Below are 25,612 nucleotides of genomic sequence, written 5' to 3'. Positions count from 1 at the left end.
AAGCTGGTTCGTCTCGCCCGGCCTCCACAGGGCTGGCCGGGAAGCTGCACCTTGTTGTTGAACGCACCCTGGATTTGCCGCTGTGTGAGGGGCGACGCTCCCGGCACATGTCGAGGCTGCGCAACCTTGTGAGTAAACAGTGCGAAGGCACAAGAATCGTACGGACTTGACGAAGCGCGACGTTAGGGTAGGGCGGCGTTTTCGCCCAAACGCGCTTGGTCCGATCCGAGCACCGTACACGCATCGGTCGGCCAGGAAAGCCCATGGTTGAGAGGAAATGCGGCATGATCGCGCTCGCTGATATTCGCCATACGCTCCGGGGGCTCTATCTTGGCTCGAGCCGGAAGGCCGTCAGCTTCCAGATCCTGCGCTTCATCATCGATGTCGGCATTCTCGCCTTCTTCATCGCCGGGCCGAGCATGAAGAACGAGGCCTGGCATGCCGCCATCAATGTCATCGTCGCTGCGGTCATCGTGCTTGAACTCGCGGCCAGCGCCCTCGTCGCGCCCAGTCTGAAAAAGTGGGCGCTGCTGCCGATGACCTGGATCGACCTGGCCATTCTCGCCACTTTCGTGGTGCCTGCCTTCTCCAACCTGTTCCTGCGCGTGCTGCGCATCTGGTCGTTGAGCAAGAGCAATCTGTTCACGCTGGCGCTGCGCAAGTCGGGCTATCGGCAGATGGAAGACACGCTACGGGCCGTGATCGACCTCACGGTGTTCCTGTTCCTGGTCTCCAGCTTCGTCTACACCGTGTTCTACGGGAATGGCTTCGAGGGCTATATCCAGGCCCTCTATTTCACCGTCGCCACGGTGACCACGACGGGCTTCGGCGACATCACCCTGCCGGGCAATCTCGGCAAGCTCACCTCCATCGTCGCCATGATCATCGGCGTGTCCCTGTTCGTGCGTCTGGCCCAGGCGATCGTGCGGCCGCACAAGGTGAATTTCAGCTGTCCCCAATGCGGGCTTTCCCGGCATGAGGCAGACGCGGTGCACTGCAAAGCTTGCGGCCATGTCCTGAACATCCCGGATGATGGGGAGTAGGCTCGCTCGATCGAGGTCCGCGGGAGCGCCCGGTCGGCCGCCTGGGCAGGTTATGGCCTGCCCTCAGTCGAGTGGGCAGGTCTTGCAAAGCTTGAGATTGTCCATGCGATAGCGCAGGCAGCAGATCCTGCGCCTGCGTCCTCTTTCGGTGCTGTAGCGGACGGGCTCGAACAGCGGGTTGCTCGTGCCGTCGTCCCAGCGCCGGGTCGCCAGCACGGCGCGGGCCTGGGAGAGTCCTGGATGACCCGTTCCCAGGAATGCCTCCAACTCGCCCAGGCTGTGCTCGACGATGGTTCCGGCATTGCTCCACAGTACCTTCGGGGGTAGGGGGCTGGCGCGCGAGATCGCGGCGATCACCGGGGCGAGATGGCCGTCGACCAGGGCTGCGAAACGCTCGCGGACATTGGCTGGGGCAAGACGGCTCCCCGCATGCGGCAGGCGCAGGGCGGCGGTGCGGCCGTCTTCGGAGGGGATCACGCCGATCTCCCCGATGCCGACCGGCAGGCCCCAGTCGGCGATGATGTTCGCGGCCAAAACGGGCGGAATCAGGATCGAAAAATGCCATTTCGACCAGAGCGTCGCCACGGCGATCGCCTCCGGCCGCCGGTAGTTCCTGGCGAAGCGGGCCAGCAGCGGCGCGAGTTCCTCGCCCTCGACCAGGGCGGTCGCGGGAATGAAGGGGCGGGCATCGGCCCCGAGCACCAGATTGTCGGCGAGAAAGGCGAGCGGACCCTGGAAGAGGGTGGCGAACATGGCCGTCATCGCTTCCAGGATGCCACGATGAAATAGGCGCCGCCCAGGCCCGTGGCGATCAGCCCGGCCGGGATCTGCCAGGGAAAGGCGATGGTCCGGCCGACCCAGTCGGCCAGGATCATCAGCACGGCGCCGACCAGGGCCGAGCCATAGATCTCGGCCAGCGCCGTCCTCATACCAAGGAGCCGCGCCAGATGCGGCGCCATCAGGCCGACAAAGCTCAACGGCCCCACGAAGAGGGTTGCAACGCCGGTCAGCACGGCGACGACCAGCACGACGGCGAGGCGCGCACCGGCAATCGGCACGCCCAGCGAACGGCCGACCGGTTCGCCAAGCTGCATCAGCCCGATCCAGCGCAGCAGGGGCAAAGGCAGCAGCAAGGCTGACGCCGTCGCCAGGGCGATGGCGCGTGCCTCGGCGGCATCGACCGAATAGGTCGAACCCGACAGCCAGCCGATCACCCGCAGGATCCTGGGATCGCCGATGACGAGCAGGATCGACAGCAGCGAGGCCAGCAGCGCGCCGAGGCCTGCCCCGATCAGCAGGAGGTGGTCGGGCGCAAAGGCCGAGCGCCGGCCGAGCCAGAGCACACAGGCCAGGATGGCGAGGCAGGCCAGGCAGGACAGCGCCGCCGTGCCATAGCGGTCGAGGCCCGGCAGGAACAGGGTCGCCACCAGCAGCATCAGGGCGGTTCCCGAGGAGATGCCGAGGAGTTCTGGGCTGGCCATTTCGTTGCGGGTCAGGCGCTGCAGCAGCGATCCCGCCATGGCGAGCATGGCGCCGGCGCAACAGGCGGCCGTGATGCGGGGCAGTCGCCAGATCGACAATTCGGCAAACAACTCGCCTTGGGCGAATTGCCAGCCATCGGGTCCGGGGCCAAATGTGGCGGCGAGGGCGAAACTCACGACGAGGGCCGCACCAAGGCCGATAAAGGCCGAGGCTGTGCCGAGCTGCAATCGCATCGGCTCGGCCGCCATGGCGAGAGCACTCGTTCCGGCCGGGGCGTGTTGGAGCATCCAGAGCAGCAGGGGAACGCTGAGGAGCATCACGGTGATGCCGGCGGGAATCTCGATGCCGCCGGCCAGTGCCAGCAGGGCCTGGTCGGTCAGCGCCAGCAGGCCGGCGGCGATCAGGGGGCCCGCGACGAGGCGCGCCGGCAGCCGCCTCGCGCCCGCGCCGCGAGCGATGGCCGCACCGGCTAGGCCGAGAAAGCTGATCAGGCCGACGGTGCTCGCGACCAGGGCGCTCAGCCCGACGGCGGCCAGGATGGTCGCGCCCCTGACCAGCGACGTCCGCACGCCCAATTGCTCGGCGCCTTCGATCTGCATGGCCGAGAGCGGGCGCATGAGAAGGAGGATCGCGAGCGACACCAGTCCGAGCTTCAGCGCCAGGGCCAGCACGGTGTCCCATCCGTTCTGGATGAGGGAACCGGCCTCCCAGATATAGAGATCGCTGAGGGCGTCGAAATGGGTGAGCACCAGCATGGTGCCCAACGCGCCGAAGGCGAGCGAAGCGACCAGCCCTATCAGGGTGACGGTGGTTGGCGCAAAATCGGACTGGGCCGAAAGCAGGAGGACGATGGCGGCCACGCCGATGCCGCCGGCGAGCGCCGGCAGATCCCAGCCCAACGCCAGCAGGCCGGGAGCCCAGATGATCGAGGCGGCGATGGCGCATTTCGCGCCGGCAAAGATGCCCAGCGTTCCCGGCTCGGCGAGCGGGTTGCGCAGCACCTGCTGCAGGACCACGCTGGCCAGCCCCAGCGCGCCGCCGCCGAGGAGGCCAGCGCAGAAGCGGGGTGCCAGTCCGTCCCGGGCCATGATGGCGCGCAGGTCGTCGGCACCGGCCAGCAGGGCCAGCCAGCCGGCAGGCGGGACCTGGCGGGAAAGGTTGAGCAGGAACAGGGCCGCGGCCAGGCCGAGGAGGACGGCGCTGACGATGATCCAGCCGGAAATCCTGCCGATGATCCGGTCACGGCCGCTGGCTGCAAGTCGGGCTTCAGGCATCGTGCGGCAGGCTTTCAGCGAGCTGGCGGGCAAAACGCATCGCCGAGGCGACGCCGCCATTGGGGTAGATCACCGGCATCATCGTCAGCCTGGCGGCCTTGACGGCGGGAAGCGCCCGCCAGAGCGGATTGTCGGCGAGCCGGGCCAGGGCATTGCGGGTCTCCACGCCCCGGTCGAAATGCACGATCCTGGCCTCGGGATCGCCGGCGAGCTGGTCGATGCCGACCGAGATCACGCCGGACCCGTTCACCCGCCCGCGCCAGGCATTGACGAGGCCGAGCCGGGACAGGCTGTCGCCGATCAATCCCGTTCCGCCAAACAGGGCAACGGTGCGACCATCCTGGGCGAAGCGGCCGACATAGAGGGATCGGCTGGTGCGCCCTGCGAGGGCGGTGCGCGCCTCGGCGAAGGTCGCCTCCAGCTGCGAAGCCAGGACCTGCGCCGCCTCCTTCCTGCCGGTCAGCTCCGCGAGCTGGACGAGCAGCCCGGTCGCCTGGGCGACGCCGGACTTGCCGGCCGAGGCCGCATCGAGGGGAACCAGCGGCGCGATCTCGCGCAGGCGGCGCAGGGGGCCGGCCTGCCAGGCCGCCATGACGATGGCGTCGGGCTGGATTGCCTGCAGGAGCTCGGCATTGGGCTCCAGCAGCGGCCCGAGATCCATCACGTCATCGGCAAGCGCCGGCTGCGCGACGAGCCTGCGATAGAGCGCGACATTGGCCACGGCGACGGGGCTGACGCCGAGCGAGACGAGGAGTTCTGTCGCCAGCAGGTCCAATGCGACCAGGCGCAGCGGGGTCGCCGCGCGGGCCTCGATACTCATCCCGGCAAGCAGGGGAGCCGCGAGCATGAGGCGGAGCAAGTCCCGCCGCGTCGCCCTCGGAGCCGGAATCGGCGCTACCATTTATAGGACAGCGTCGCTGTTGCCGTCAGCGGCTCGCCATAGCGGCACCCCGTCGAGCCGGCGCAAGTGTAGAATTTCTTGTTGAACAGATTGCGCGCATTGACCGTGAGGCTGGCGCCGTCGAGCTTCTTGTCGATCACGCCGAGGTCGTAACTCGCCATGGCATCGACCAGCAGATAGTCCGGCACATGGGTCGGCTTGCCCAGTATTTCGATGCTGTCGGCGATATAGGTTTCCCCGACATAGCGCAGCCCGCCGCCGATCTTCAGCCCCCGCACGCCGAGATCGTCGAACTTGTAGCTTGCCCACAGCGCGGCGGAATGCCGGGGCACCAGATCCACCGGCCGGCCGATGGTGGAAGCCACGGCGCTCTGCAGGGTCTTGCTGTCGGTGAAGGCGTAGCTGGCGACGAGGTCGAGATTGCCGAAGGAGGAGTGGGCCTCCAGCTCGACGCCGCGCGAGCGGACCTTGCCGATCTGATAGATATCGCCGAGAGCGTCGATGCTGCTGACATTCTGCTGGGTGAGCTCGTAGACGGCGGCGCTGAGCAGCAGGTTGGTGTCCTCGGGCTGGTAGCGCACGCCCGCTTCGTATTGCAGGCCCTTATTGGGCTTGAGCGCCGTGCCGGAGACCGAGTCCAGGCCGAGCTGCGGCGCGAAGGACTGGCTGACGCTGACATAGGGGGCGATGCCGTTTTCGAAGCGGTATACCAGTCCGGCGCGGCCGGTGAAGGCGCTGTCGTTCTGGCGCGACCTGGCGCCGGTCAGGTAGTTCACGGTCGTTGCGCGGCTCCAGTCATGGCGCCCGCCCAGCAGCACGGTCAGGTTGCCCAGGCGAATCTGGTCCTGGAGATAGATGCCGAACTGGTCGCTGAGATTGTCGCTGCCGCGGTCGACGGCGTAGTTGATGACCGGGTAGCCGGAATAGACCGGATTGTCGATGTCGAGCGGGACGATGTTGCCGCGATAGCGGTGCGAGTCGTAGCTGCGGCGGTAATAGTCGAAGCCGGCCAGGAGCGTGTGGCTGAGCGGCCCGGTTTCGAAGGTCTTCTCGATCGAGGTGTCGGCGGTGATGCCGTAGGAGCGCTCGGTGCGGACGCTGGGCCGCCGCGCGAGCTGGCCGTTGGTGACGGGCAGCAGGCCCGCCTGCATGTAGTCCCAGCTCACGTCGGAGTAATAATAGCGGGCGTTCTGGCGCAGCTTCAGCGTCTCGTCGAACCGATGCTCGAAGGCATAGCCGATCGTGTAGGCGTCGCCCACGAAGCGATCGAAGGATTCCTCGCCCAGGAACAGCTTGCGGGGGATGCGGCCGGTCGCGACATCGTTCCAGTAGAGCGGCGTGATGAAGCGCGTGTTGACGTGCTGGTAGCTCGCCAGGAGGGTCAGCGACGTCGCCTCGTTCGGCTGCCAGGTGATGGCGGGCGCGATATAGACCTTGTCGTCCGGTACGTGCCTGACCCAGTTGTCGGCGTCCCGCACCAGGCCGGTCAGGCGGTAGCGCAGGGTGCCGTCGGCCGTCAGCGCATCGGAGAGGTCGAAGGAGGCCTGCTTGCGGTCATAGCTGCCATATTCGAGATTGATCTCGTGCAGGGGCGTCGGCGTCGGACGCTTGGAGATGGCGTTGATCACGCCCCCCGGCGCCAGCTGGCCGTAGAGCACGGAGGAAGCCCCGCGCAGCACCTCGACGCGCTCCAGCCCATAGGGCTCCTGGGTGCTGTCATAGACGTTGGATTGCAGCTTCATGCCGTCGCGCAGCATGCCGCCATTGCCGGTGGCGACGTCGAAGCCGCGCAGCATGACGTCGTCGGTCATGCGGCTGAAGCCCTGCGACTGCATGCCGACCCCTGGCGTGTAGGTGAGGACGTCGGCCAGGGAGGCGACCTTCTGGTCCACCATCTGGTCCTTCGTGACAACGGTGATGGACTGGGGGGTCTCGATGATCGGCGTATCGGTCTTGGTGCCAGAGGCGCTCTGGCGGGCGACATAGCCCTGCACAGGTCCCCATGCCGATTGGCCGTAGACCGTCACGGGATCAAGTTCGATGGCCTGCGGATTGCCGGTGCCGCCAATGCTGGCGGTGATGTCGGACGAAAGCACCGTGACGGTGGTGGCATTGCTGAAGCGATAGTTCAGGCCGGAGCCCGCCAGCAGCCTGGCAAGCGCCTGCTGCACCGTCAGCGAACCGCGGACCGGGCGGCCGAGCGTCTTGATGGGGCTGTTCTCGCGGAAAACCACGGAAAGACCGGCGACGCGTCCGATCTCGTTCAGCGCCTGGGGGATCGGCCTTGCCGGAATGTTGAAGGCGAAACGCTGTTCCGCCGGCTGCTCGGCCCGGGCCGCCGATACACCCACGCCTGCCGTCGTGCCAGCCATCAGCATGGCGGCCGCCATCCTGCCGGCCACACGCCTCACGCCATGCCTACTCATTGAACCCATCCCCTCGATCATCGATCGCCGGCAAAACCGCGGTCTTGGTACCCGTGGTTACCGGCCTCCATGCTCTTCACGTTCGAGGGGGCGTTTCACTGAACCCCTTGGCGAAGATTTTTCTTCGTATCGCGGAATCGGACACCTTACGGCCGGATGAACACGACGAGGCCGCCGGGCAAAGCGGTCATGCGGAAGCCGACGCTGGCCTGCAGAGACTGCAATGCCGCATCCGTATCGGCCAGGCTGAAGCTCCCGGTGACGAGCTGGTCGCCGAGGCCCACATCGGTGACGATGATCCTGCCCCGGCGATAGCGAGCGATCTCCTCGATGACGTCGGAGAGCCTGGCCCGGTAGAAGACATAGCGACCCTGGCGCCAGGCCAGGGCATCCTTGAGATCGACCTGTTCGATCTCGCCGAGGCCCTGCCTGTCGAAACGAAGGCGCTGGCCCGGCTCGTCCAGCAGCGCTTCGCCGATATGCTCGGCCTTGACGGCGACCTTGCCGCTCTCCAGCGTGACGACAGTGCCGTCCTCGCCGAGATTGACGTCGAACTGGGTGCCGATGTCCCTGATGGCGCCATCCGGCACCCGCACGACGAAGGGAGCCTTGCCGGGTGCGACGTCGAAGGAGGCGGTGCCGCGCAGGAGCTTCACCTGCCTTTCGTTCTTGTCGAAGGTCTCGTCGAGGGCGCTGTCGGCATCGAGAAGCACCTTGGACCCATCGGACAGCGTAACGGTGCGCCGTTCGCCGCGGCCGGTGCTGTGATCGGCCATCAATTTCTGCAGCAAATGGGGATTCTGCAGCCAGAGCACACCGCCGAGGCCAATGGTCAGCGCCAGCGCGGCGGTCGACAGCCGCCGGAAGGTGCGATGCTGGCGCCGGCCCCTGTCGACAGCATAGAGATAGGGTGCGAGCGCTTCATTTTCACGGGTGGCAAGGCGGCGGGCAGGCTGCTCGGCAGCGTTCCAGACCTCCTCCGTCCTGCGAAGGGCGTCGGCATGGGCGGGATCGGATCCGAGCCAGTGCTCGAACGCGGCCTGCTCGGTCCGCGACAACCCGCCGAGGCGGCGAACGAACCAGTCTCTGGCCTCCTGTTCGACATCCGCTCTGGAGGATTGGGGGGATGCCATGATCTGTGGCCTCGAAACCGCTTTTTCGTCTATGGCGCCGGGCGATAGAGCGTTTTGCGATTAGACGGAATCATCTCGAATCGCAAAGACGCGCTGAACCAAAGAGCTAGAGCAAAACGGCGTTTCCGTCCAAACGCTTTGCTCCAGAGAATTGCGGCACTATAGCCCGACTGCGCCCGGCTTGCCCGTCGCGTGATGCCTGCCGACGCGATCGTCAGGGACGAGCGTCGGTGGAGGATGGCGGCCGGCGGCTTTCAGGCCCCGTCCGCGGATGCACCATCGGTTGCGGTGCAGGCAGCCAGTGCCCGCGCCATGTGCTTGGCCACCGCGCGCTCCGATATGCCCAGCGTCGCGGCGATCTCGATGAAACTATGCCCGTGAATGCGGTTTAGCAGGAAGATATGCCGCGTCTGCCGGGGCAGCGCCGCGATCGTGTCCTGAAGGAATTGCAGGTTCTGGCGGGCCGAGAGGATTTCGAACGGCGTCGCCGGGGAGGCCGCATATTGGCTCGGCAGCGTATCCTCCTGCAGGCGCTCGCGCCTCGCCTCCGACCTCAGGTGATCGATCGCGGCATTGCGTGCGCAACGGGTCAGGAACGCAGATGCGTTGCCGGTGGTGTCGCTGGTGCGCTCCCAGATCCGCAGGAACATGTCCTGGATGAGGTCGAGCGCTGCATCCCGACTCCTGACTTTGCGCCGCAGCGTCCGCTCCAGGCGAGGCCGCTCCGCGGCATAGAGAGTTTCGATGTCGTGGCTGCGGCTGTTCATGGAGCGAAATCTGTGAGCGGGGCGGCGATGCTGGGCAGGTGACCAAGCATTATCCAGAAAAGCAGCACCGCTCAACGAAAATGATTTATATTTATTCTAAATTGTGCAGATTATTAGCATATTATTGCGATGATCTTTAGTATTAATCAAGAAAAAATTAAGTTACGCTGTAATTCTACATTAAAGGATGGTGCAGCCACGCCGTTCTGCCGCCAAACCCATCCAGCCGGAAATACTCATTTGTCGAGCGCCCTTGTCTGGCGCGTCCCTGTCATTCCACCCTTGTCGGGGACAGGGCAAAGACGCCCTGGCTGTTCTCAGGCAAACTGCGCCCGGTGCAGCCGGCCATAGATTCCGGACTTGTCGAGGAGATCGCTGTGGCGACCCTGTTCGACGATGCCGCCGCCGTCGACGACGAGAATGCGATCGGCATTCTTGATCGTTGCCAGGCGATGCGCGATCACCAGGGTGGTGCGCCCCTTGGACAGTTCGGCAAGGGCCTGCTGGATCGCGAGCTCGGTTTCGGTGTCGAGCGCCGAGGTCGCCTCGTCGAGGATCAGGATCGGCGGGTTCTTCAGGAACATGCGGGCAATGGCCAGGCGCTGCTTCTGGCCGCCCGACAATTTGACGCCGCGTTCGCCGATGAGGGTGTCGAGGCCGTTGGGCAGCGAGGCGATCACGCCATCGAGCCGGGCGCGGCGGGCCGCCTCGAGGATCTCGCCCTCGCTCGCTTCGAGGCGGCCATAGGCGATGTTCTCGCGGATGGTGCCGCCGAACAGGAAGACGTCCTGCTGCACGATGCCGATCTGGCTGCGCAGGGAGCGCAACGTCAGGTCGCGGATGTCGATGCCGTCGATGGTGATGGCACCCTCGGTGACGTCATAGAAGCGGGGAAGGAGCGAGCAGATCGTGGTCTTGCCGGCGCCCGACGGGCCGACAAAGGCCACCGTCTCGCCGGCCGCGATCGACAGATCGAGATTGGCCAGGATCTGCCGGTCGGGCGTATAGCCGAAGCCGACCTTCTCGTAACGGATGGCGCCGGTGAGCGGCGGAGCAGGCCGGGCATCGGGGCGGTCGGTGATGTCGGGCCGGGTGTCGAGAAAGTCGAGATAGCGGCGGAAGCCGGCAATGCCCTTGGGATAGGTCTCGATCACGGCGTTGATCTTCTCGATGGGACGGAAGAACACCCCGATCATCAGCAGGAAGCCGACGAAGCCGCCATGGCTGAGCTGGCCCGTGAGGACGAAATAGCTGCCGGCGACCATGACGGCGAGCTGGGTGAGCCGCATGCTCAGATAGCTCAGCGAGTTGGAGGCGGCCATCAGCCAGTAGGCCTGCAGCTTGGTGCGGCGATAATTGGAATTGTCGCGCGAGAACAGGGCCCGCTCATGGTCCTCGTTGGCGAAAGCCTGCACCACGCGGATGCCGCCGACATTTTCTTCGATGCGGGTGTTGAAGCTGCCGACGCTGTCATAGAGCGCACCCCAGTTCTTGGTCATGCGGCCGCCATAGCGCAGGGTCACCCAGGCCGTCACAGGCACGACAATGGCCGTGATGAGGGTGAGCTCGACATGCAGCGAGAACATCAGGAGGAAGGCGCCGGCCAGCGTCATCACCGCGATGAAGAGGTCCTCGGGGCCGTGATGGGCGATCTCGCCGATCTCCTCCAGGTCCTTGGTGAGCCGGGCGACGAGATGCCCGGTCTTGTTGTTGTCGAAGAAGCCGAAGGACAGTTTCTGCAGATGGTCGAACGCCTTGCGCCGCAGCTCGGTCTCGATGTTGATGCCGAGCATGTGGCCCCAATAGGTCACGATCGCCATCAATCCCGTGTTGATGACGTAGACGGCGAGAAGGCCGACACAGGCCAGGGTGATCAGATGCCACTGGCCTGACGGCAGCAGCGTATCGATGAAGATCTTGATCGCGACCGGAAAGCCGAGCTCGAGCAGGCCGGAGGCGATCGCGCAGGAAAAATCCAGCAGGAACAGGCCGCGATGGGGCAGGTAATAGGCGGCGAAGCGTTTCAGTAAGGCCATGGTGGTCGAGCAATCAGGAATGTAGGACGTATCGGGCGCAAGCTATACACGGCGCGCCGGAGCGGGGCCATTGCCTCCCTTCGGGGCCTCATCGTCTTCATCCCCCTCACTGCGGCCTGCGCCCGAGCTGCCAGATCAGATAGGGCAATCCGATCAGGGCTGCCACGATACCGGTCGGCAGTTCGCGGGGGGCAATCAGCGTACGCGCCAGGACATCGGCGACAACCATGACCAGCGCGCCGATCAGAACCGAGCCGAGGATTTGCGACCAGGCCCGGCGCAAGCCGATGAGGCGCGCCATGTGCGGGCCGGCAAGGCCGACGAAGGTGAGCGGGCCGGTGGCCATCACAGCGACCGACGTCAGCAGCGAAGCCATGGCCAGGATCGCCAGCCGGCTGGTCTGGACCGGCAGTCCGAGCGCCCTGGCCGTGACCGGGCCCATCGGCACGATGTCGAGCCATCGCCTCAGCGCAAGGGCGGCCGGCAGCAGCAGGGCCGCAAACGCTGCCGTCGTCAGGACTCTGGGCCAATCGGCGTAATAGGTCGATCCCGCCATCCAGGCGAGCACCTGCGGCGCGCGCGGATCGCCCAATGCGAGGAAGGCGACGATGACGACGTCGAGCAGCGCCGAGAGGGCAAGGCCGGTGAGTAGGACCTGGTCTGGGGCAAAGCCGCTGCGGCGGCCGACCATCATCACCAGGAAGAGCGCAAGAAAACCCCCGGCCGCACCGGCGGCGGTGTGGGCAGCCAAGCCGGTCGTCTGGCCCAGGATCATCGCCAGGGCCATGCCGAAGGCAACGCCGGTGCCGATGCCGAGAACCTCGGGTGCGGCCAGCGGATTGCCGGATATCCGCTGCAGCAGCAGGCCTGCCGTGGCGAGCATGGCACCGGCAAGGGCGGCGATCGAGGCGCGTGGGGCTCGCCAGGGCTCGACCAGGGCGAAGTCTGCCGGCGGGATCAGCCGCCAGCCCAAACTGCCATGGCCGATCAGCAGGGCGCCGGCCACAGCCAGGACGAGTAGCGCCGCGAGTACAGGCAGGAGCCGGGTCCGGTCACGAGCACCGGTGGCCAGGGAGCGCTGCGGGGAGGGGGGCTCGCTGCGGCGCAAGCGCGGCAGAAGCCAGAGCAGGAGCGGGGCGCCCAGCAGGGCCGTGGCCGCGCCCGTGGGCAGGTCGATGATGCCGGCGGCTTCCAGCAGCCCGACGATGGCATCGACCGCCAGCACCAGCAGGGCGCCGGTCAGAGGCGCCAGCAGCAGCCGGGTGCCAAAACGGCGGGCTCCGGCGAGGCGGGCGATTTGCGGTGCTGCCAATCCGACGAAGCCGATCACCCCGACATGGGCCGTGACCACCGCCGTGAGCAAGGCGGCAAGGAGGAGGCCGGCGCTGCGCACCAGGCCGAGCGGCACGCCCAAAGCGCGGGCATTTTCCTCATCCAGGGCGAGCAACTCAAAGGGGCGGGCCAACAGGGCGGCAAGGAGGTAGAGCGCGCCGATGGACGGCGCCAGCGCCGCCGGGGCCGACCAGTCCTGCTGCGCCAGCGAGCCGCCGCCCCACAGGAAAAGGATGGCGACGAATTCCTGGTTGAGAAGGCGCAGCGCGATGGTGAGGGCGCCGCAGAACAATCCCGCCACCAGGCCGGCCAGCACCAGGGCGACGGATGAGAAGCGATTGCGCGCCGCGCAGGCCATCACGAAGCCCAGCGCCAGCAGCGTGCCGGCCAGAGCGATCACGGGACGTCCGAGCATGAGCAGGCCGGGTGCCGCGACGAGCACCACGGTCAAGGCGAGCTGGGAGCCCGCCTCCAGGCCGAGCGTGGTGGGCGAAGCCAGCGGATTGCGCAGGGTCTGCTGCAGCAGGAGGCCGGCCAGGCCGAGCCCCGCGCCGGCCAGAAGCGCGGTGAGCGCGCGGGGCAGGGCCGCGAAGTGGAAGACGAGCTGCTGCGGGTCATCGAGCCGGGGATGGAGCAGGGCGCCCCACCATTGCGGGGCCGGCAATTGCGTCGTCCAGCACCAGCCGGTCAGTATAAGGGCCAGCAGGCCGAGGACCGCATAGGCAAGCACGGGGCGGTATGCGTCAGAGCCGGGCATTGCCGCCATCCGCCGCGCGGGTCCCACTGAAGGCCTCGACCAGGAGACGGGCGAAGCGCTGGGCGGCCGTGAGGTCGCCGAAGGGCCAGGTTGCGGCAAGCCGCTTCACGCGGCCCTGCCTCACCGCCGGCAGATTGCCCCACAGGCTGTTCGTATCGGGTGCAAGCGTCACCTCGGAGGGCAGCGGATCGACCACCACGATCTCGGCGTCGGCAAAGGGGGCAAGCTTCTCCACGCCCACCAGGGCAAAGCCCCAGCCATTGGTCGGCGCGTTCCAGGCATTGGCGAGGCCGAGCCGCTGCAGGGCACCGCCGAACAGGCTGGAAGGGCCGTAGACCCGCACGAAGCGCTTGTCGAGAAACTGGATGACCAGCAGGCGGGGCATGGCCGTGCCTGCGAGGTGCCGGCGCAAGTTCGCAAACTCGGCATCGGCCCGTGTCACGACGGCCTGCGCCCGCGCCTCGCGTCCCGTGGCCTTGGCCAGCGCCTGGAGCTCGGTTTCGGCATGGCGCAGGGGATCGCCCGCGCCGGAATAGACCGCCACCTCCCGGGTGGGCGCGATGCGCTGCAGCGCGGGGCGCGCCGCGGCACCGAGCGGGCTGACGATGATGAGGTCCGGTTTGAGCGGGGCTATGGCCTCCAGGCTGGGCGTGTCGCGGAGGCCGACATCCGGCGTACCCTGCGACAGGGCCGGCTCGCCCACCCAGATGCGATAGAGGTCGGCATCACCAACACCGACGGGATCGATACCAAGCGACCTCACCATGGCCGTCGCCGTCCAGTCGAGCACGACGATGCGCTCAGGCACGGTCGCCGCTTGGGCATGTGCGGCGCCCGGGACGAGTGCCAGGCAGGCGACGACGATGACCCCATGGCACAGGGCGGGCCATTTCACCGAAAAGATCTCATACCGAGCCTCAAAGTCACCGACCCATCGAGGGCTTGTCTTGCTGGGATTGCAGGCATCCTTGGCCGCGCTGCCAGGAGAGCCGAGCGTCGGCTTATGACACTTGAAATATATAATATGCAACAGAGAATATCTCAGCTCTTGTGCAGTTTTGAATTCCTATAAATTGTGCAAACCAAAACAAGTATAATCGTATTTGTCTGCGAGTAATTCTATTATAAGTTTGTTTACATGGCAAAGCTTGTTGGTCTAAACGTCTGCCAAATGACGCTGCAGGCTCGTGACGCTGCGCGATATTGTTTCTCTCATTGGGATGGCAGAGGTAATGGACCGGCGGGTTGGAGTTTGCGTCAAGCTGTGCACGGGAACGGCATCGGGCCTGTTGATGCTGGCTGCGGCGACGGCCGCGGCGGCACAGGAGGGTGGCAATGGCGGAACGATTGCGCTTGACCCGGTTGTCGTCAGCGGCGGGACCGGCACGAGCCCGGTGACGGGCTATGTCGCCAAGAAGACCACGGCGGGCTCCAAGACCGACACGCCGATCGAGAAGGTTCCGCAATCGGTGACCGTGATCGGCCGCGACCAGCTGGAGGCGCGCCAGCCCCAGAAGCTCGACGAGGTCTTCTACTACACGCCCGGCGTGACCGGTGCGCCCTATGGTCACGACCCGCGCACCAACTGGGTGTTCATCCGCGGCTTCGACGCCAGCCAGACCGGCATCTTCCTCGATGGTCTGCCGCTCTACCAATATGCCTTCGGCAGCTTCTACGTCGATCCCTACGCCCTCGAGCGCGTGGAGGTGCTGCGCGGCCCCTCCTCGGTGCTCTATGGCGGCGGCAATCTCGGCGGCATCCTCAACCTCGTCTCCAAGCGGCCGAGCGACGAGCCGCTGCGCCGGATCGAGGCGGGCGTCAACAGCTGGGGCCAGGCCAGCACGGGGTTCGACCTCGGCGGCAAAATCGACGAAGCCGGTGTGTGGACCTATCGCCTGACCGGCCGGATCGCGGGCGGGCGCTACGAAACCGACAAGGCCAAGGGATTCCAGGGCTTCATCGCCCCCGCTTTGACCTACAAGCCCAATGATGCGACCAGCCTGACGCTGCTGGCCAACTACACCAATATGGATCTCGACCATACCGGCGGCTTCCTGCCCTATTACGGCACGGTGAGGCCGACGCGGTTCGGCCGCATCCCTCGTGATTTCTACTCCGCCGAGCCGTCCGACGACATGTATCGCCGCTCGCAGGCGATGATCGGCTACCAGTTCAAGCACGATTTCAACGATGCCTGGACCTTCCGCCAGAACGTGCGCTACGCCTATCTCGATACGCGCGAGCGCTACGCCTACCCTTATGGCTATTACAATCCGGATGCCGCCTATGGTGGGGGAAACCCGCTTCCGCTGACCCCCGGCAACGAGCTTTACCGCACTGGCTTTGCCCACCACACCACCGCCAACACCTTCTCGGCCGACAACCAGCTCGAAGGCCGGTTCGACACCGGGCCGCTGGCGCATGACCTGCTGTTCGGCCTCGACTACAAATATTATGCCATCAACCAGATGCAGGGGTTATTCAACGCCACGCCCATCAGCCCCACCGATCCGGTCTATGGCGCGCCGCAGGGCGGGGTGGTCACGCCCTATCTGCGCCAGAAATACACCATGCACCAGCTCGGCGCCTATCTGCAGGACCAGATCAGCTTCGCCGACAATTGGCTGCTGACCCTGAATGGGCGCTATGACCGGGTCTGGACGGATAGCACCGCCTCGGTCGGCAATGCCAATTTCAACGGCGTCGAAGGCGCCTTCAGCGGCCGTGCCGGCCTGTCCTACGCCTTCGCCAACGGCATCACGCCCTATGTCTCGGTTTCCCGCGGCTTCAACCCGGTGATCGGATCGAATTTTGCCGGCCAGCCCTTCAAGGCGGAGACCGGCGTGCAGTACGAAGCCGGCGTGAAATATCGCCCGACCTTCTTCGACGGCCTGATCACCGCCGCCTATTACGACCTCACCAAGCAGAATGTGGTGACGCCGGATACTGCGCACCCCTTCTTCAGCAACCAGCTTGGCGAGGTGCGCTCGCGCGGCTTCGAATTCGAAGTGCAGGCCAACGTCACCGACGCCCTCAAGATGACGGCTGCCTTCACCGCCTCGCAGATTCGCATCGAGAAGGACACCGATCCCACCGTGGTCGAGAAGCGGCCGAACGTGGTGCCGGAAACCACCGCCTCGCTGTGGGCCGACTATACCTTCCAGGAGGGGATACTGCAGAATCTCGGCTTGCAGGGCGGCATTCGCTATATCGGCTCGTCCTATGCCGACAACCAGAACCTCTACAAGGTGCCGGCCGTCACCCTCGTCGATCTCGGCATGCACTACAAATACAAGGCATGGGACCTTGCCCTGAACGTGAACAACGTCTTCGACAAGCGTTACGTCGCGGGCTGTTCAGGCATCTATGGCTGCAACTACGGCGCGGGCCGCGTCGCAACTCTGAAGGCCAGCTACACATGGTAGATTTTCGCCGCAACGGGCCATTGATGGCCGTGATTTCGCTTGCCTTGATGGCGCCGGTTCAGGCTTTCGCCCAGGACGCACAGCCGGCGCCTCCGCCCGCCGGCGATCCAGTCGCCACCGCCGCCAGCATCCTGCCGCATGACCTGTCCCCCTGGGGCATGTTCATGCAGGCCGATATCGTGGTGAAAGGCGTGATGATCGGGCTCGCCTTCGCCTCGCTGGTGACCTGGACGATCTGGCTGGCCAAGGGTGTCGAACTGCTCGCGGCCAAGCGGCGGGCGCAGGCGGCCGCGCGCCTGCTCGAAGGTGCCGAGAGCCTGGAGGCTGCGTCCCGGTCCATCACGGCGCGCCTGTCCGGCAAGGGGGCCGTCGCCGATCTCGTGACGGCGGCCAACCGCGAATTGCGGCGTTCGGACGACCTGCCGGCCGAGGGCATCAAGGAGCGCCTGGCGATCGCGCTTGCACGTATCGAGGCGCGTGCCGGCCGCTCCATGACGCGCGGCACCGGCCTGCTCGCCACCATCGGCGCCACCGCCCCCTTCGTCGGCCTGTTCGGCACGGTCTGGGGCATCATGAATTCCTTCATCGGCATCTCGCAATCGCGCACCACCAATCTGGCGGTGGTGGCCCCCGGCATCGCCGAGGCCCTGCTCGCCACCGCGATCGGCCTCGTCGCGGCCATTCCGGCCGTGATCATCTACAACGTCTTCGCCCGCGCCATTGCCGGCTACCGGGCTCTCCTGTCGGATGCTTCGGGCGAGGTGCTGCAGCATGTCTCGCGCGATCTCGAGCGCCAGGAACGCGGTGATCTGGAGCGGAACGGCAATGCCGCCCCCGTCCGCACGCTGGCACCGGCGCGTACGCAGACGGCGGGCTGACGGCATGGGCGTTTCCCTCAAGGATCCGCAGGACGGCGACCTGTCGGAAGTCTCCGACATCAATGTCACGCCCTTCATCGACGTCATCCTGGTGCTGCTGATCATCTTCATGGTGGCGGCGCCGCTCTCCACCGTCGACGTCGCCGTCGACCTGCCCGTCTCCAATGCCAAGGTGCAGCCGCGCCCGGACAAGCCGGTCTTCCTGACGGTGAAGAAGGATCTGACCCTGGCGCTCGGAGACGACGGCATCCCGCGCGAACAGCTTCAGCCGGCCATCGACAGGCTCACGGGGTCGGACCGCGAACAGCGCGTCTTCCTGCGCGCCGATGGGGGCGTGGCCTATCGCGACATCATGGGCGTGATGAATCTCCTGCGCAATGCGGGCTATCTCAAGATCGCCCTGGTCGGCCTGGAAGATACCGGACAGGCCTCCAGCACGGGCGCCGCGCCGCAGCAATGAGTGAGCAGGTGCCTTTGTCCAGGCTGCCCGGCAAGTCCTCGACCTTGCCCAACGTCGTCCTGTGGACCGCAGCGGCGGCCGTGATGCTGCTCGTGCATGGCGCCGGCATCTGGGCTGCCCGCGACTGGCACCCGATCGGCCCGCCGCCTGCCGGCAATCCCGAACCGGCCATCGAGTTCGATCTGGCCCCGCCCACCACCCTGCCTGAAGCCCCGCCCCAGGAGGCCGTCGCCGAGGCCCAGCCCGAGCAGGCGCAGGAGACCACGACCGATACGGTCCAGCCGGTCGAACCCGAGCCGGTCCAGCCGCAGACGCAGGAGGTCGAGCCCACGCCGGTGGAGCCTCAGCAGGTGCCGGAGCAGACGCCGCCTGAACCGGTGCAGCCGGAAACGGTGGAGCCCGACACGCCGCCGGAGCCTCCTCCGGAGGTGGTGCCTGACTTGCCGACGAAGGACAAGGCCGAGGTGATCCTGCCGGCCGCGCCCAAGCCGCAGCCCAAGCCGAAGAAAGAGAAGAAGCCGGCGCCCCGTAAACAACCGGAGCGGCAGCGCGAGGTCGTGCAGCCCAAGCCCACCGTCGTCGCGCCCCGCCGGCAAGCGGCCCAGGCCGCAGCGCCGCGCCAGTCAGGTTCGGCGACGGGCGACGAGCTCGCGGCTTGGGTGAGCGCTGTGAATGCGCGAGTGAAGCGGGCAGCCAACTCCATCTCCGTGAACGGAAAAGGTAAAGTCCGCGTAGCCTTCTCGGTCAGCGCAAGCGGGCAGGTTTCTTCTCCCCGTGTTGTCAGCTCGAGCGGCAATCCAAGTGTCGATGCTGGCGGCCTCAGCGCTATTCGCCGACTTGGCTCGCTGCCGCCGCCGCCGGGCGGTGCGAAAACTCCAACCTTACCCATCACATTCGAGTGACGCATGCCGATGCATATGACCGCTTTGCATGAGAACGCACCCTTACTGGCATCGGCCCCTGCCGACGCGCCGCTGTTCGCGCTCGAGGACGTCAGCTTCGCCATCCCCGGGCGCGTGCTGCTGCAGCCCCTAACGCTGTCGCTGGCGCCAGGGCGGGTGATCGGGCTGGTCGGCCATAACGGCTCGGGCAAGTCGACTTTGGTCAAGATCCTGGCGCGCCAGCAGGCGCCGACCTCCGGCTCCGTGCGCTTCGGCGGCACCTTGCTCGGGGACTGGGGCGAACGGGCCTTTGCCCGCCAGGTCGCCTATCTACCCCAGCATATCCCGCCGGCGACCAGCCTGCTTTCCAAGGAGCTCGTCGCCCTCGGGCGCTATCCCTGGCACGGCCCGTTCGGCCGGTTCAGCAAGACCGATTCCGAGAAGGTTGCCGAGGCCATGGCGTTGGCCGATGTCGGCCCCTTCGCCGACCGTTTAGTCGATACGCTGTCGGGTGGCGAACGCCAGCGCGTCTGGCTCTCCATGCTGATGGCGCAGGATACGCGCTGCCTCCTGCTCGACGAGCCGATCTCGGCGCTGGACATCGCCCATCAGGTCGACGTGCTGGCCCTGGTCCAGCGCCTGTCGCGCGAGCGCGGCATCGGCGTCATCGTGGTGCTGCACGACGTCAACATGGCCGCCCGCTATTGCGACGAACTGGTCGCCCTGCATGGCGGCCGCCTGATCGCCCGCGGCACGCCCGCCGAGATCATGACGCCCGCCTGCCTCAAATCGATCTACGGTATCGAGATGGGCGTGATGCCCCATCCCCAGAGCGGGGGACCGGTGAGCTTCGTGCTGTAGCTGCTCTACGTCGGGACCGGCTGGGGACCATTCCTTCGGATCAGGCCGCTGTCCTTGCCGAGCGGGCGTCGAACACGAAACCGAGGAAGTTCAGCAGCACCTGCGCCGCCAGGATCGCCGTGCTTCCGGTCTGGTCGTAATCGGGCGCCACCTCGACCAGGTCCATCCCGACCACCTCGTTGCGGCGCGCCAGCGCCTGCAGCATTTCCAGCACCTCGTAATAGAGGAAGCCGCCATGCGAGGGCGTGCCGGTTCCCGGGGCGATGGAGGGGCAGAATCCGTCGATGTCGAGGGTGACATAGACACGGGCGCCGGCCGGGATCCGTTCGATCACGTTCTTGGCCCCGAGCGAACGCATCTGCCGCACCGACAGGATGTCCGAGCCCATCCGGCGGGCATCGTCATAGCCCTCCTTGGCGGTGGAGGAGACGTTGCGGATGCCGATCTGGGTGAGACCGCTGACATAGGATTTCTCGGCGGCCCGTCGCATCGGATTGCCATGGCCGTAGCGTACGCCGTGGCGCTCGTCGACGAAGTCGAGATGGGCGTCGATCTGGAGGATGTGGATGTCGCCTCGCCCCGCAAAGGCGTCGATACAGGGAATATTGACGGAGTGGTCGCCGCCGATCACCACCGGCAGCGCGCCGGCGTCGAGGATGGCTGAAACGGCGGCCTTGATGTTGGCGTGGCTTTTTTGCGTGTCGGTGTGGACGATGTCGGCGTCGCCGATGTCGATCATCCTCACCGAGGCCGGCAGATAGGTACGGTCATCCTCATGGTCATAGGCGCCGGCGTGGCCAAAGCTGAACAGGGTGGAGGCCTCGCGTACCGCACGGGGACCGAAGCGCGCGCCGGCGCGGAACTGGGTACCGAAATCGAACGGGGCGCCGAGAATGGCGACATCGGCATCGATGCGCTTCCAATCCGCGACATAGGGGCGCTTTGCGAAGGTGGAGATGCCGACGAATGGCAGGTTCAGCCGCCCGGTTTCATAGGAGTGTTCGTTCATCGATAGGTCCTTGCAGTTTCAGGAAGTGGAGTGGCTGCCCCGTCTTGCCCCTATGGCGTTTTGCGATTTGATGGGGTCACCGCGCATCGCAAAGACGCATCGGAACAAGGAGCTGGAGCAAATGGGCGTTCACACTCGAACGCACTTTGCTCTAGTCGTCGTCGAGGGTGGAGCCGGCGCGGCCGGCCGTCGTCATGGCGATGGCGGCGAGGGTGACCAAGGCGGCGGCGACCAGGAACCAGGCCGGGGCGAGCTTGCTGCCGCTCGCGCCGATCAGCCAGGTGGCGATCAGCGGCGCGGTACCGCCGAACAGGGCGTTCGCTGCGTTGAAGCTGAGGGCAAAGCCCGAATAGCGCACGCGCGTGGGAAACAATTCGCACAGCAGCGTCGGCAGCGTGCCGCCATTCATGGCGAGGAGGGCGCCGAACAAGGCCCAGATGCCCAGGATCGCCAGGAAGCCGCCGGAACCGAGGCCGGTGAAACTGACGGACGAAAGCATGATGAACAGCGGAACGGTGAGGATCGCGAACAGCAGCGAACAGGCGATCAGCACCGCCTTGCGGCCAAGCCGATCCGACAGCGCCCCCATCACGAAGATCGAAGCGAGATAGACCATGAGCGTGATGGTCGAGCCGAGAAAGGCGGCGGTTTCACTGATGCCAAGCTCGGTGGCAAGATAGGTGGGCATGTAGCTGAGCACGAGATAGAAGCCGACCGCGTTGAGCAGCGTGCCGCCGAAGGCGATCAGCACCTGGCGGCGGTGCTTGCCGAGAAGTTCGAGCACCGGTGCGGGCGGCACGTGATGCGCTGCCTCCAGGGACTTGAAGTGGCGGGTCTCCTCGAGCCGGCGGCGAATGAAGACGCCGACATAGCCAAAGGGCAGCGCGAACAGGAAAGGCAGGCGCCACCCCCATGCCTGGAGCTGTTCGGTGGTCAGCAGCGCATGCAGCAGGGCCACGAACAGCGAGGCGGCCAGCAGGCCCGCGGCTTCGCCGGCCGGCACCAGGCAGGTATAGATGCCACGCTTGCGGTCGGGCGCGTGCTCGGACAGGAAGGAGGCAGCCCCGGCATATTCGCCCGAGGCGGCAAAGCCCTGCACGAGGCGGGTCAGCAGGAGCAGCACCGGCGCTGCCAGCCCCGCCGTCTGGTAGGACGGCAGGAAGGCGATGACGAAGGTGGCTGACGACATGATGAAGATCGACAGCGTCAGGGTCGATTTGCGGCCGAACCTGTCACCGAAATGGCCCCAGATCACGCCGCCGATCGGGCGGACGATGAAGGACAGGGCGAAGACGCCATAGGTGGCCATCAGGGCGCTGCGTGTGTCAGTGGCCGGAAAGAACACCACGGCGATCACCGTCGCCAGAAAGCCGTAGACGGCATAGTCGAACCATTCGACGAAGGTGCCGATGAAGCTTGCGAAGGCAGCCCGGCGCAGGACGGGGCTCGTGGCCGCGGCATCGCCACCGGCGCGAAGTTGGGATGGCGTGGTCGCAGGGTGTGGATGACTCATGGAAACGTCCCCTCTTGGATGAAGCGCGATCATCAAGGCGTCGTCCGGCCGGGATGGTGATGGTGCCTTCTATGGGCAAAGGGCAGCCGGGCGATTGGCTGGGAACGATGCCGCAAATGGATGCATTCATAATTCGGAACTTTTTAATTCTTGCATCGGGGAATTTGATGTAACGGGAGCCTGTTGAAACTTCTCTGTCCCGGGGACCGCCATGCGGATCAGCGACTACATGGTGCGGAACCTGCGCACCTTCTGCGCGGTAGTGGAGCATGGCGGCTTTGGCGGAGCGCAGGCCGTTCTGGGCGCGGGCCAGTCCGTGATCTCGACCCATCTCAAGGATCTCGAACTCGCCCTCGGTTTCACGCTTTGCCAGCGCGGACGCGGGGGCTTCTCGCTGACGCCCAAGGGCGAGGCGGTCTATCATGAAGCCAAGCGCATGCTGGGCTCGCTCGAGACCTGCGAGGCCAATCTCGGCGTCCTGCGCAAAATCCTAACCGGTCATCTGCGGGTGGGCATCGTCGACAGCGAGGCCGACAATCCCGATTTGCCGGTGCATCGGGCGGTGCGGCGCTTCTTTGCGCGCGAACAGCAGGTTCGCCTCAGCCTGGAAGTCGGCACGCCCGAGGCGCTGGGCAAGGGGTTGCAGAATGGAGACATCCACGTCGCCATCGGTCCGTTTCCGAACCGGCAAGCCAATATCGACTATGCGCCTGTCTATGTGGAGGAACATGCTCTCTATTGCGGGCGGAGTCATCCGCTCTTTGACGCCGACCCGGCGCTGATCACGCCGGCGCTGATCGCCCGCCACCCCATGACCGTTCGTCCCTATCTGCATCGCGCCGAACTCGCCGCATTGCAGGATCCCCTGATCACGGCCTCGGTCTCGAACATGGAAGCGCAGGCGGTGCTGATCCGCAGCGGTTGTTTCCTTGGTTTCCTGCCCGTTCATTTCGCGAGCAAATGGGTCGAGCGGGGCGAGATGCGTACCCTTGACGGACCCGGCCTGGTGTGGCGGTCGCAATTTTACATCGCCTTGCGCGTGCAGCCCGAGCCGACCGAAGTGGCGCGTCAATTCACGCGCGATCTTGCGGCGACCTTGGCCCTTCCCGAGATGGGGGAGCGGCTCGGATAATGTCTTTCTATCAAATAGATGATGCCCTTAAAAGTCGATCTGGGTTATCGGATAGTCCATCTAATTCGTCTCAACCGAATTGGCTCAAATCAGATTGAAAGAAGCCGATGACAATCGCCGAGCATGGTTAAAATAGACCGATGAAATACGTTCGCCACGATTGTGACCGAATCATTACTTAGCGGTAATCTGGCAAACGGAGACCGATCTATGAAAAAAATTCTGATCACGGTTTTAGCGGGCGCCGTCGCTATGTCGGTAGCGGGGTGTGCGTCGGACAATCCCGGGGACCGGGCGGTCGGTGGCGGTGTGCTCGGCGGCGTGGCCGGCGCCGCCATTGGTGCCGGTGTTTCGAAGAACAAGGGACGCGGTGCCCTCATCGGCGGTGCCATCGGTGCGGCCGGCGGTGCCGCCGTCGGTGCGGCCACCACGCCGAGCCGCGAACCCGAGCCGGGTTATGATGGCTATGGTGGCGGTCCGCGCCAATGCGCCCAGGTCGGCTACGATTCCTACGGCAACCGCGTCTGCACGGCCTATTACTGAGAAAGCTTGCGAGCGGGATAGACATTCCCATCCGAAGAACAGCGGCCGGCCTCATGGCCGGCTCGCCACCCGGTCCGGCTCATGCGAGCTCCTTCACGCGATGAGATCTGCCGCGGGGCAGGGATTTCGGCGGTGCCAACGACGTCCCGCCGGTTCGATTTCGCGCCTTCGGCACTCCCCGAACAGACCGAAGATGACGGCCTTGCCCGGCCTGCCTGGCCGCCGAACCCATGTTTTTGCCTAAATCCGGCTTAACATCATGGGTCGGCAGCGTGGCGGGAACCTGCGGAGCATTTCCTGATGATCGAGAGCATAACTCAGTACAGGCCCGAGACTTGCTTGGTCATCGGAAAGCCGAAAAGGCCCTTTAGCGCATAGATCCGATTGTCGATAAGCGTTGGTCCGATCATGACCGAGGGACGACGCATCCGTTGCAGAAGGAACAGGGGCCGCTTCGTGAAGTGGGGCGGGTAAGGTGGTGGATGAAGGATGGATGGGCGCCCGGTGCACAAGGCGAGCAGGCGAATGGCAACCCGGCGGAGGGGGACAGTCCGTCCGTCAAGGTGCGGTCTCGGTTTGACGGGCAGACCTTCGGTTGGATGTGCCGGCAGGGGAGTGCTTTCCAGCCCCCTCGAGATCAGGAACGGGAGCGGCCGCTCCGGATGGTTGACAGTGCGAGGGCTGTTCGCCGACAACAGCGAATGAAACTTGCCGTTTTGCGAAAGTCTCGGTTCGCGGTGGCAAGACAGGCGGACGGGCGCCAGCATTTGACCGCCTTCCTCCAGGCCCGGCTGGAAAAGGATCGCACCATGTCCGCCAACACCAATCTCCCGGGCTGACGGCATGCGGGGTGTCATCGGAGCGATCCTGTTGTCTGCCGCGGTCCATGCCGGCACCGCGCATTTCAGCCTGGCTCTGGCCCAGGAAGTGAGGCGCTCGGCCGTCGGTTATATGGACGTGACCTGCGACAGGTGGACGGCGAGCGCCAATTCGACTCAGGGCACGGCCTATGCGGCCTGGGTCGCCGGCTTCCTGAGCGGAGCGAACCTGGCCGAGCGGGCGGAGGACTGGCTGATCGACGAGGACGGCACCTCGATTCGCCGCTGGATCAGCGAATATTGCAAGGCCCACCCCGGAGAAACGCTCGGGGCCGCCGCTGTAATGCTGCGCCAGGCGCTTCAGCAGCGCGCACGGTAACGTTAGGACGCGGCCTCTTGGCTCGCGCCGGCTTGCACCAGCCCTGCTGATCCGTTGCAGCGAAAAACACATGGCCACCGCGCGGAGCCGCGCGTGAAGCAAACTGCCGGACCTGTCGGCGTGGGGTGCTTGCGATTGTCGCTACCACCGGTTCCCTCAGACGCCGAATGTCGTGATCGTGCTCGATCGGACGCTGGCCGCATCGATGCCGGCTCCGGAACAAGGCTGGAGGCGGATGGGATGGGCCGATAACCGCATCCGCAGCATCAAGGCGATGCGATGCCGAGGCGCCGGGGCCAATGGCTTGGCGACCTATGCCGAACACCGCGATGCCCTGGAAATTGGATGAACCTGATATCGGCAAAGCGCGGTCGTTCCGGGAGTGAATATCCGTGCCCGCGCGAGCTTGGAAACACGATTCGAGTCAAGCTTTACGGGGCCGCAAAGCTTGCATGACGGTTCTGCAAAAAAGTGATGTTTTGGCTGTTGACACCGGCGGTTGGGCTCTTCTATACAGCGGCCATCGACGGACGGCGTTGCCGCGGATTGAGCGGCGGCGCTG

The 25,612-nt window shown here is 65.6% G+C and carries 21 protein-coding genes; 10 read left to right on the top strand and 11 right to left on the bottom strand.

Annotated elements, in window-relative coordinates; translation table 11 throughout:
• Nucleotides 1-284: 284 nt before the first annotated feature.
• On the top strand, nt 285-1,043 hold the full coding sequence (locus J8I29_RS14610; RefSeq protein ID WP_245197014.1) for a potassium channel family protein: 759 nt from the start codon (nt 285-287) through the stop codon (nt 1,041-1,043).
• A gap of 63 nt (nt 1,044-1,106) precedes the next feature.
• On the opposite strand, the gene fhuF is transcribed toward J8I29_RS14610, so the two are convergent.
• From fhuF to J8I29_RS14565, 9 genes are all read right to left on the bottom strand, one after another.
• A complete protein-coding gene (fhuF, locus tag J8I29_RS14605) occupies nt 1,107-1,796 on the bottom strand; it encodes a siderophore-iron reductase FhuF (protein ID WP_209432220.1) in 690 nt (229 codons plus the stop codon).
• A 5-nt stretch (nt 1,797-1,801) separates the two neighbouring features.
• On the bottom strand, nt 1,802-3,799 hold the full coding sequence (gene fhuB / locus J8I29_RS14600; RefSeq protein ID WP_209432219.1) for a Fe(3+)-hydroxamate ABC transporter permease FhuB: 1,998 nt from the start codon (nt 3,797-3,799) through the stop codon (nt 1,802-1,804).
• Nucleotides 3,792-4,646 carry an ABC transporter substrate-binding protein gene (locus J8I29_RS14595; RefSeq protein ID WP_209432218.1) on the bottom strand — a complete coding sequence of 285 codons (855 nt, stop codon included), beginning with the start codon at nt 4,644-4,646 and terminating at the stop codon, nt 3,792-3,794. Before J8I29_RS14595 ends, fhuB (J8I29_RS14600) begins: the two co-directional genes overlap by 8 nt.
• A gap of 47 nt (nt 4,647-4,693) precedes the next feature.
• On the bottom strand, nt 4,694-7,126 hold the full coding sequence (locus tag J8I29_RS14590; protein WP_209432217.1) for a TonB-dependent siderophore receptor: 2,433 nt from the start codon (nt 7,124-7,126) through the stop codon (nt 4,694-4,696).
• A gap of 146 nt (nt 7,127-7,272) precedes the next feature.
• Entirely contained in the window at nt 7,273-8,259 is a 987-nt protein-coding gene (locus J8I29_RS14585) for a FecR family protein (RefSeq protein WP_209432216.1), read from the bottom strand.
• A gap of 254 nt (nt 8,260-8,513) precedes the next feature.
• On the bottom strand, nt 8,514-9,026 hold the full coding sequence (locus tag J8I29_RS14580; protein ID WP_105863689.1) for a sigma-70 family RNA polymerase sigma factor: 513 nt from the start codon (nt 9,024-9,026) through the stop codon (nt 8,514-8,516).
• Nucleotides 9,027-9,343: 317 nt separating this feature from the next.
• Nucleotides 9,344-11,062: an ABC transporter ATP-binding protein gene (locus tag J8I29_RS14575; RefSeq protein WP_209432215.1), complete on the bottom strand. Its 1,719-nt coding sequence runs from the start codon at nt 11,060-11,062 to the stop codon at nt 9,344-9,346.
• 106 nt (nt 11,063-11,168) lie between these two features.
• A complete protein-coding gene (gene fhuB / locus J8I29_RS14570) occupies nt 11,169-13,151 on the bottom strand; it encodes a Fe(3+)-hydroxamate ABC transporter permease FhuB (protein WP_209432214.1) in 1,983 nt (660 codons plus the stop codon).
• Nucleotides 13,138-14,046 carry an ABC transporter substrate-binding protein gene (locus J8I29_RS14565; RefSeq protein ID WP_209432213.1) on the bottom strand — a complete coding sequence of 303 codons (909 nt, stop codon included), beginning with the start codon at nt 14,044-14,046 and terminating at the stop codon, nt 13,138-13,140. The genes fhuB (J8I29_RS14570) and J8I29_RS14565 overlap by 14 nt, the downstream gene beginning before the upstream one ends.
• Nucleotides 14,047-14,383: 337 nt before the next feature.
• Between J8I29_RS14565 and J8I29_RS14560 the strand changes: the two genes are divergently transcribed.
• Genes J8I29_RS14560 through J8I29_RS14540 form a run of 5 tightly spaced genes read left to right on the top strand, consistent with a single transcriptional unit; the run spans nt 14,384 to nt 19,656 of the window.
• Nucleotides 14,384-16,576, top strand: a complete 2,193-nt coding sequence (locus J8I29_RS14560) for a TonB-dependent siderophore receptor (protein ID WP_209432212.1) — start codon at nt 14,384-14,386, stop codon at nt 16,574-16,576.
• Entirely contained in the window at nt 16,570-17,454 is an 885-nt protein-coding gene (exbB, locus tag J8I29_RS14555) for a tonB-system energizer ExbB (RefSeq protein WP_209432211.1), read from the top strand. Before J8I29_RS14560 ends, exbB begins: the two co-directional genes overlap by 7 nt.
• Before the next feature lie 4 nt (nt 17,455-17,458).
• Nucleotides 17,459-17,914, top strand: coding sequence for a TonB system transport protein ExbD (exbD, locus tag J8I29_RS14550; RefSeq protein ID WP_105863683.1), 456 nt, complete (start codon nt 17,459-17,461; stop codon nt 17,912-17,914).
• A gap of 8 nt (nt 17,915-17,922) precedes the next feature.
• Nucleotides 17,923-18,816 carry an energy transducer TonB gene (locus J8I29_RS14545; protein WP_209432210.1) on the top strand — a complete coding sequence of 298 codons (894 nt, stop codon included), beginning with the start codon at nt 17,923-17,925 and terminating at the stop codon, nt 18,814-18,816.
• A gap of 9 nt (nt 18,817-18,825) precedes the next feature.
• Entirely contained in the window at nt 18,826-19,656 is an 831-nt protein-coding gene (locus tag J8I29_RS14540) for an ATP-binding cassette domain-containing protein (protein ID WP_245197040.1), read from the top strand.
• A gap of 40 nt (nt 19,657-19,696) precedes the next feature.
• Here the strand turns inward: J8I29_RS14540 and speB are convergent, their stop codons facing one another.
• Both speB and J8I29_RS14530 read right to left on the bottom strand, forming a co-directional pair.
• Nucleotides 19,697-20,665, bottom strand: a complete 969-nt coding sequence (gene speB / locus J8I29_RS14535; protein WP_209432209.1) for an agmatinase — start codon at nt 20,663-20,665, stop codon at nt 19,697-19,699.
• A 151-nt stretch (nt 20,666-20,816) separates the two neighbouring features.
• Entirely contained in the window at nt 20,817-22,178 is a 1,362-nt protein-coding gene (locus tag J8I29_RS14530) for an MFS transporter (protein WP_209432208.1), read from the bottom strand.
• Between the two features lie 211 nt (nt 22,179-22,389).
• Here J8I29_RS14530 and J8I29_RS14525 point away from each other — a divergent pair, with 211 nt between their 5' ends.
• The 4 genes from J8I29_RS14525 (at nt 22,390) to J8I29_RS14510 (ending at nt 25,399) form a co-directional block, all read left to right on the top strand.
• Nucleotides 22,390-23,310 carry a LysR family transcriptional regulator gene (locus J8I29_RS14525; RefSeq protein ID WP_181161246.1) on the top strand — a complete coding sequence of 307 codons (921 nt, stop codon included), beginning with the start codon at nt 22,390-22,392 and terminating at the stop codon, nt 23,308-23,310.
• Between the two features lie 210 nt (nt 23,311-23,520).
• Nucleotides 23,521-23,853, top strand: coding sequence for a YMGG-like glycine zipper-containing protein (locus J8I29_RS14520; protein WP_068294316.1), 333 nt, complete (start codon nt 23,521-23,523; stop codon nt 23,851-23,853).
• Between the two features lie 843 nt (nt 23,854-24,696).
• Complete coding sequence (locus J8I29_RS14515; protein ID WP_209432207.1) at nt 24,697-25,050, top strand: hypothetical protein; 354 nt, start codon at nt 24,697-24,699, stop codon at nt 25,048-25,050.
• 172 nt (nt 25,051-25,222) lie between these two features.
• The gene (locus tag J8I29_RS14510) at nt 25,223-25,399 is read left to right on the top strand and encodes a hypothetical protein (protein ID WP_181161245.1); all 177 of its coding nucleotides are present in this window, start codon (nt 25,223-25,225) and stop codon (nt 25,397-25,399) included.
• Nucleotides 25,400-25,612: the final 213 nt, after the last annotated feature.

This window comes from Labrys sp. LIt4 (assembly GCF_017813775.1).
In the GTDB taxonomy this organism is placed as follows: domain Bacteria; phylum Pseudomonadota; class Alphaproteobacteria; order Rhizobiales; family Labraceae; genus Labrys; species Labrys okinawensis_A.
The sequence above is the reverse complement of the archived record's forward strand: the minus strand, read 5'-3'. Positions and strand labels throughout refer to the sequence as shown.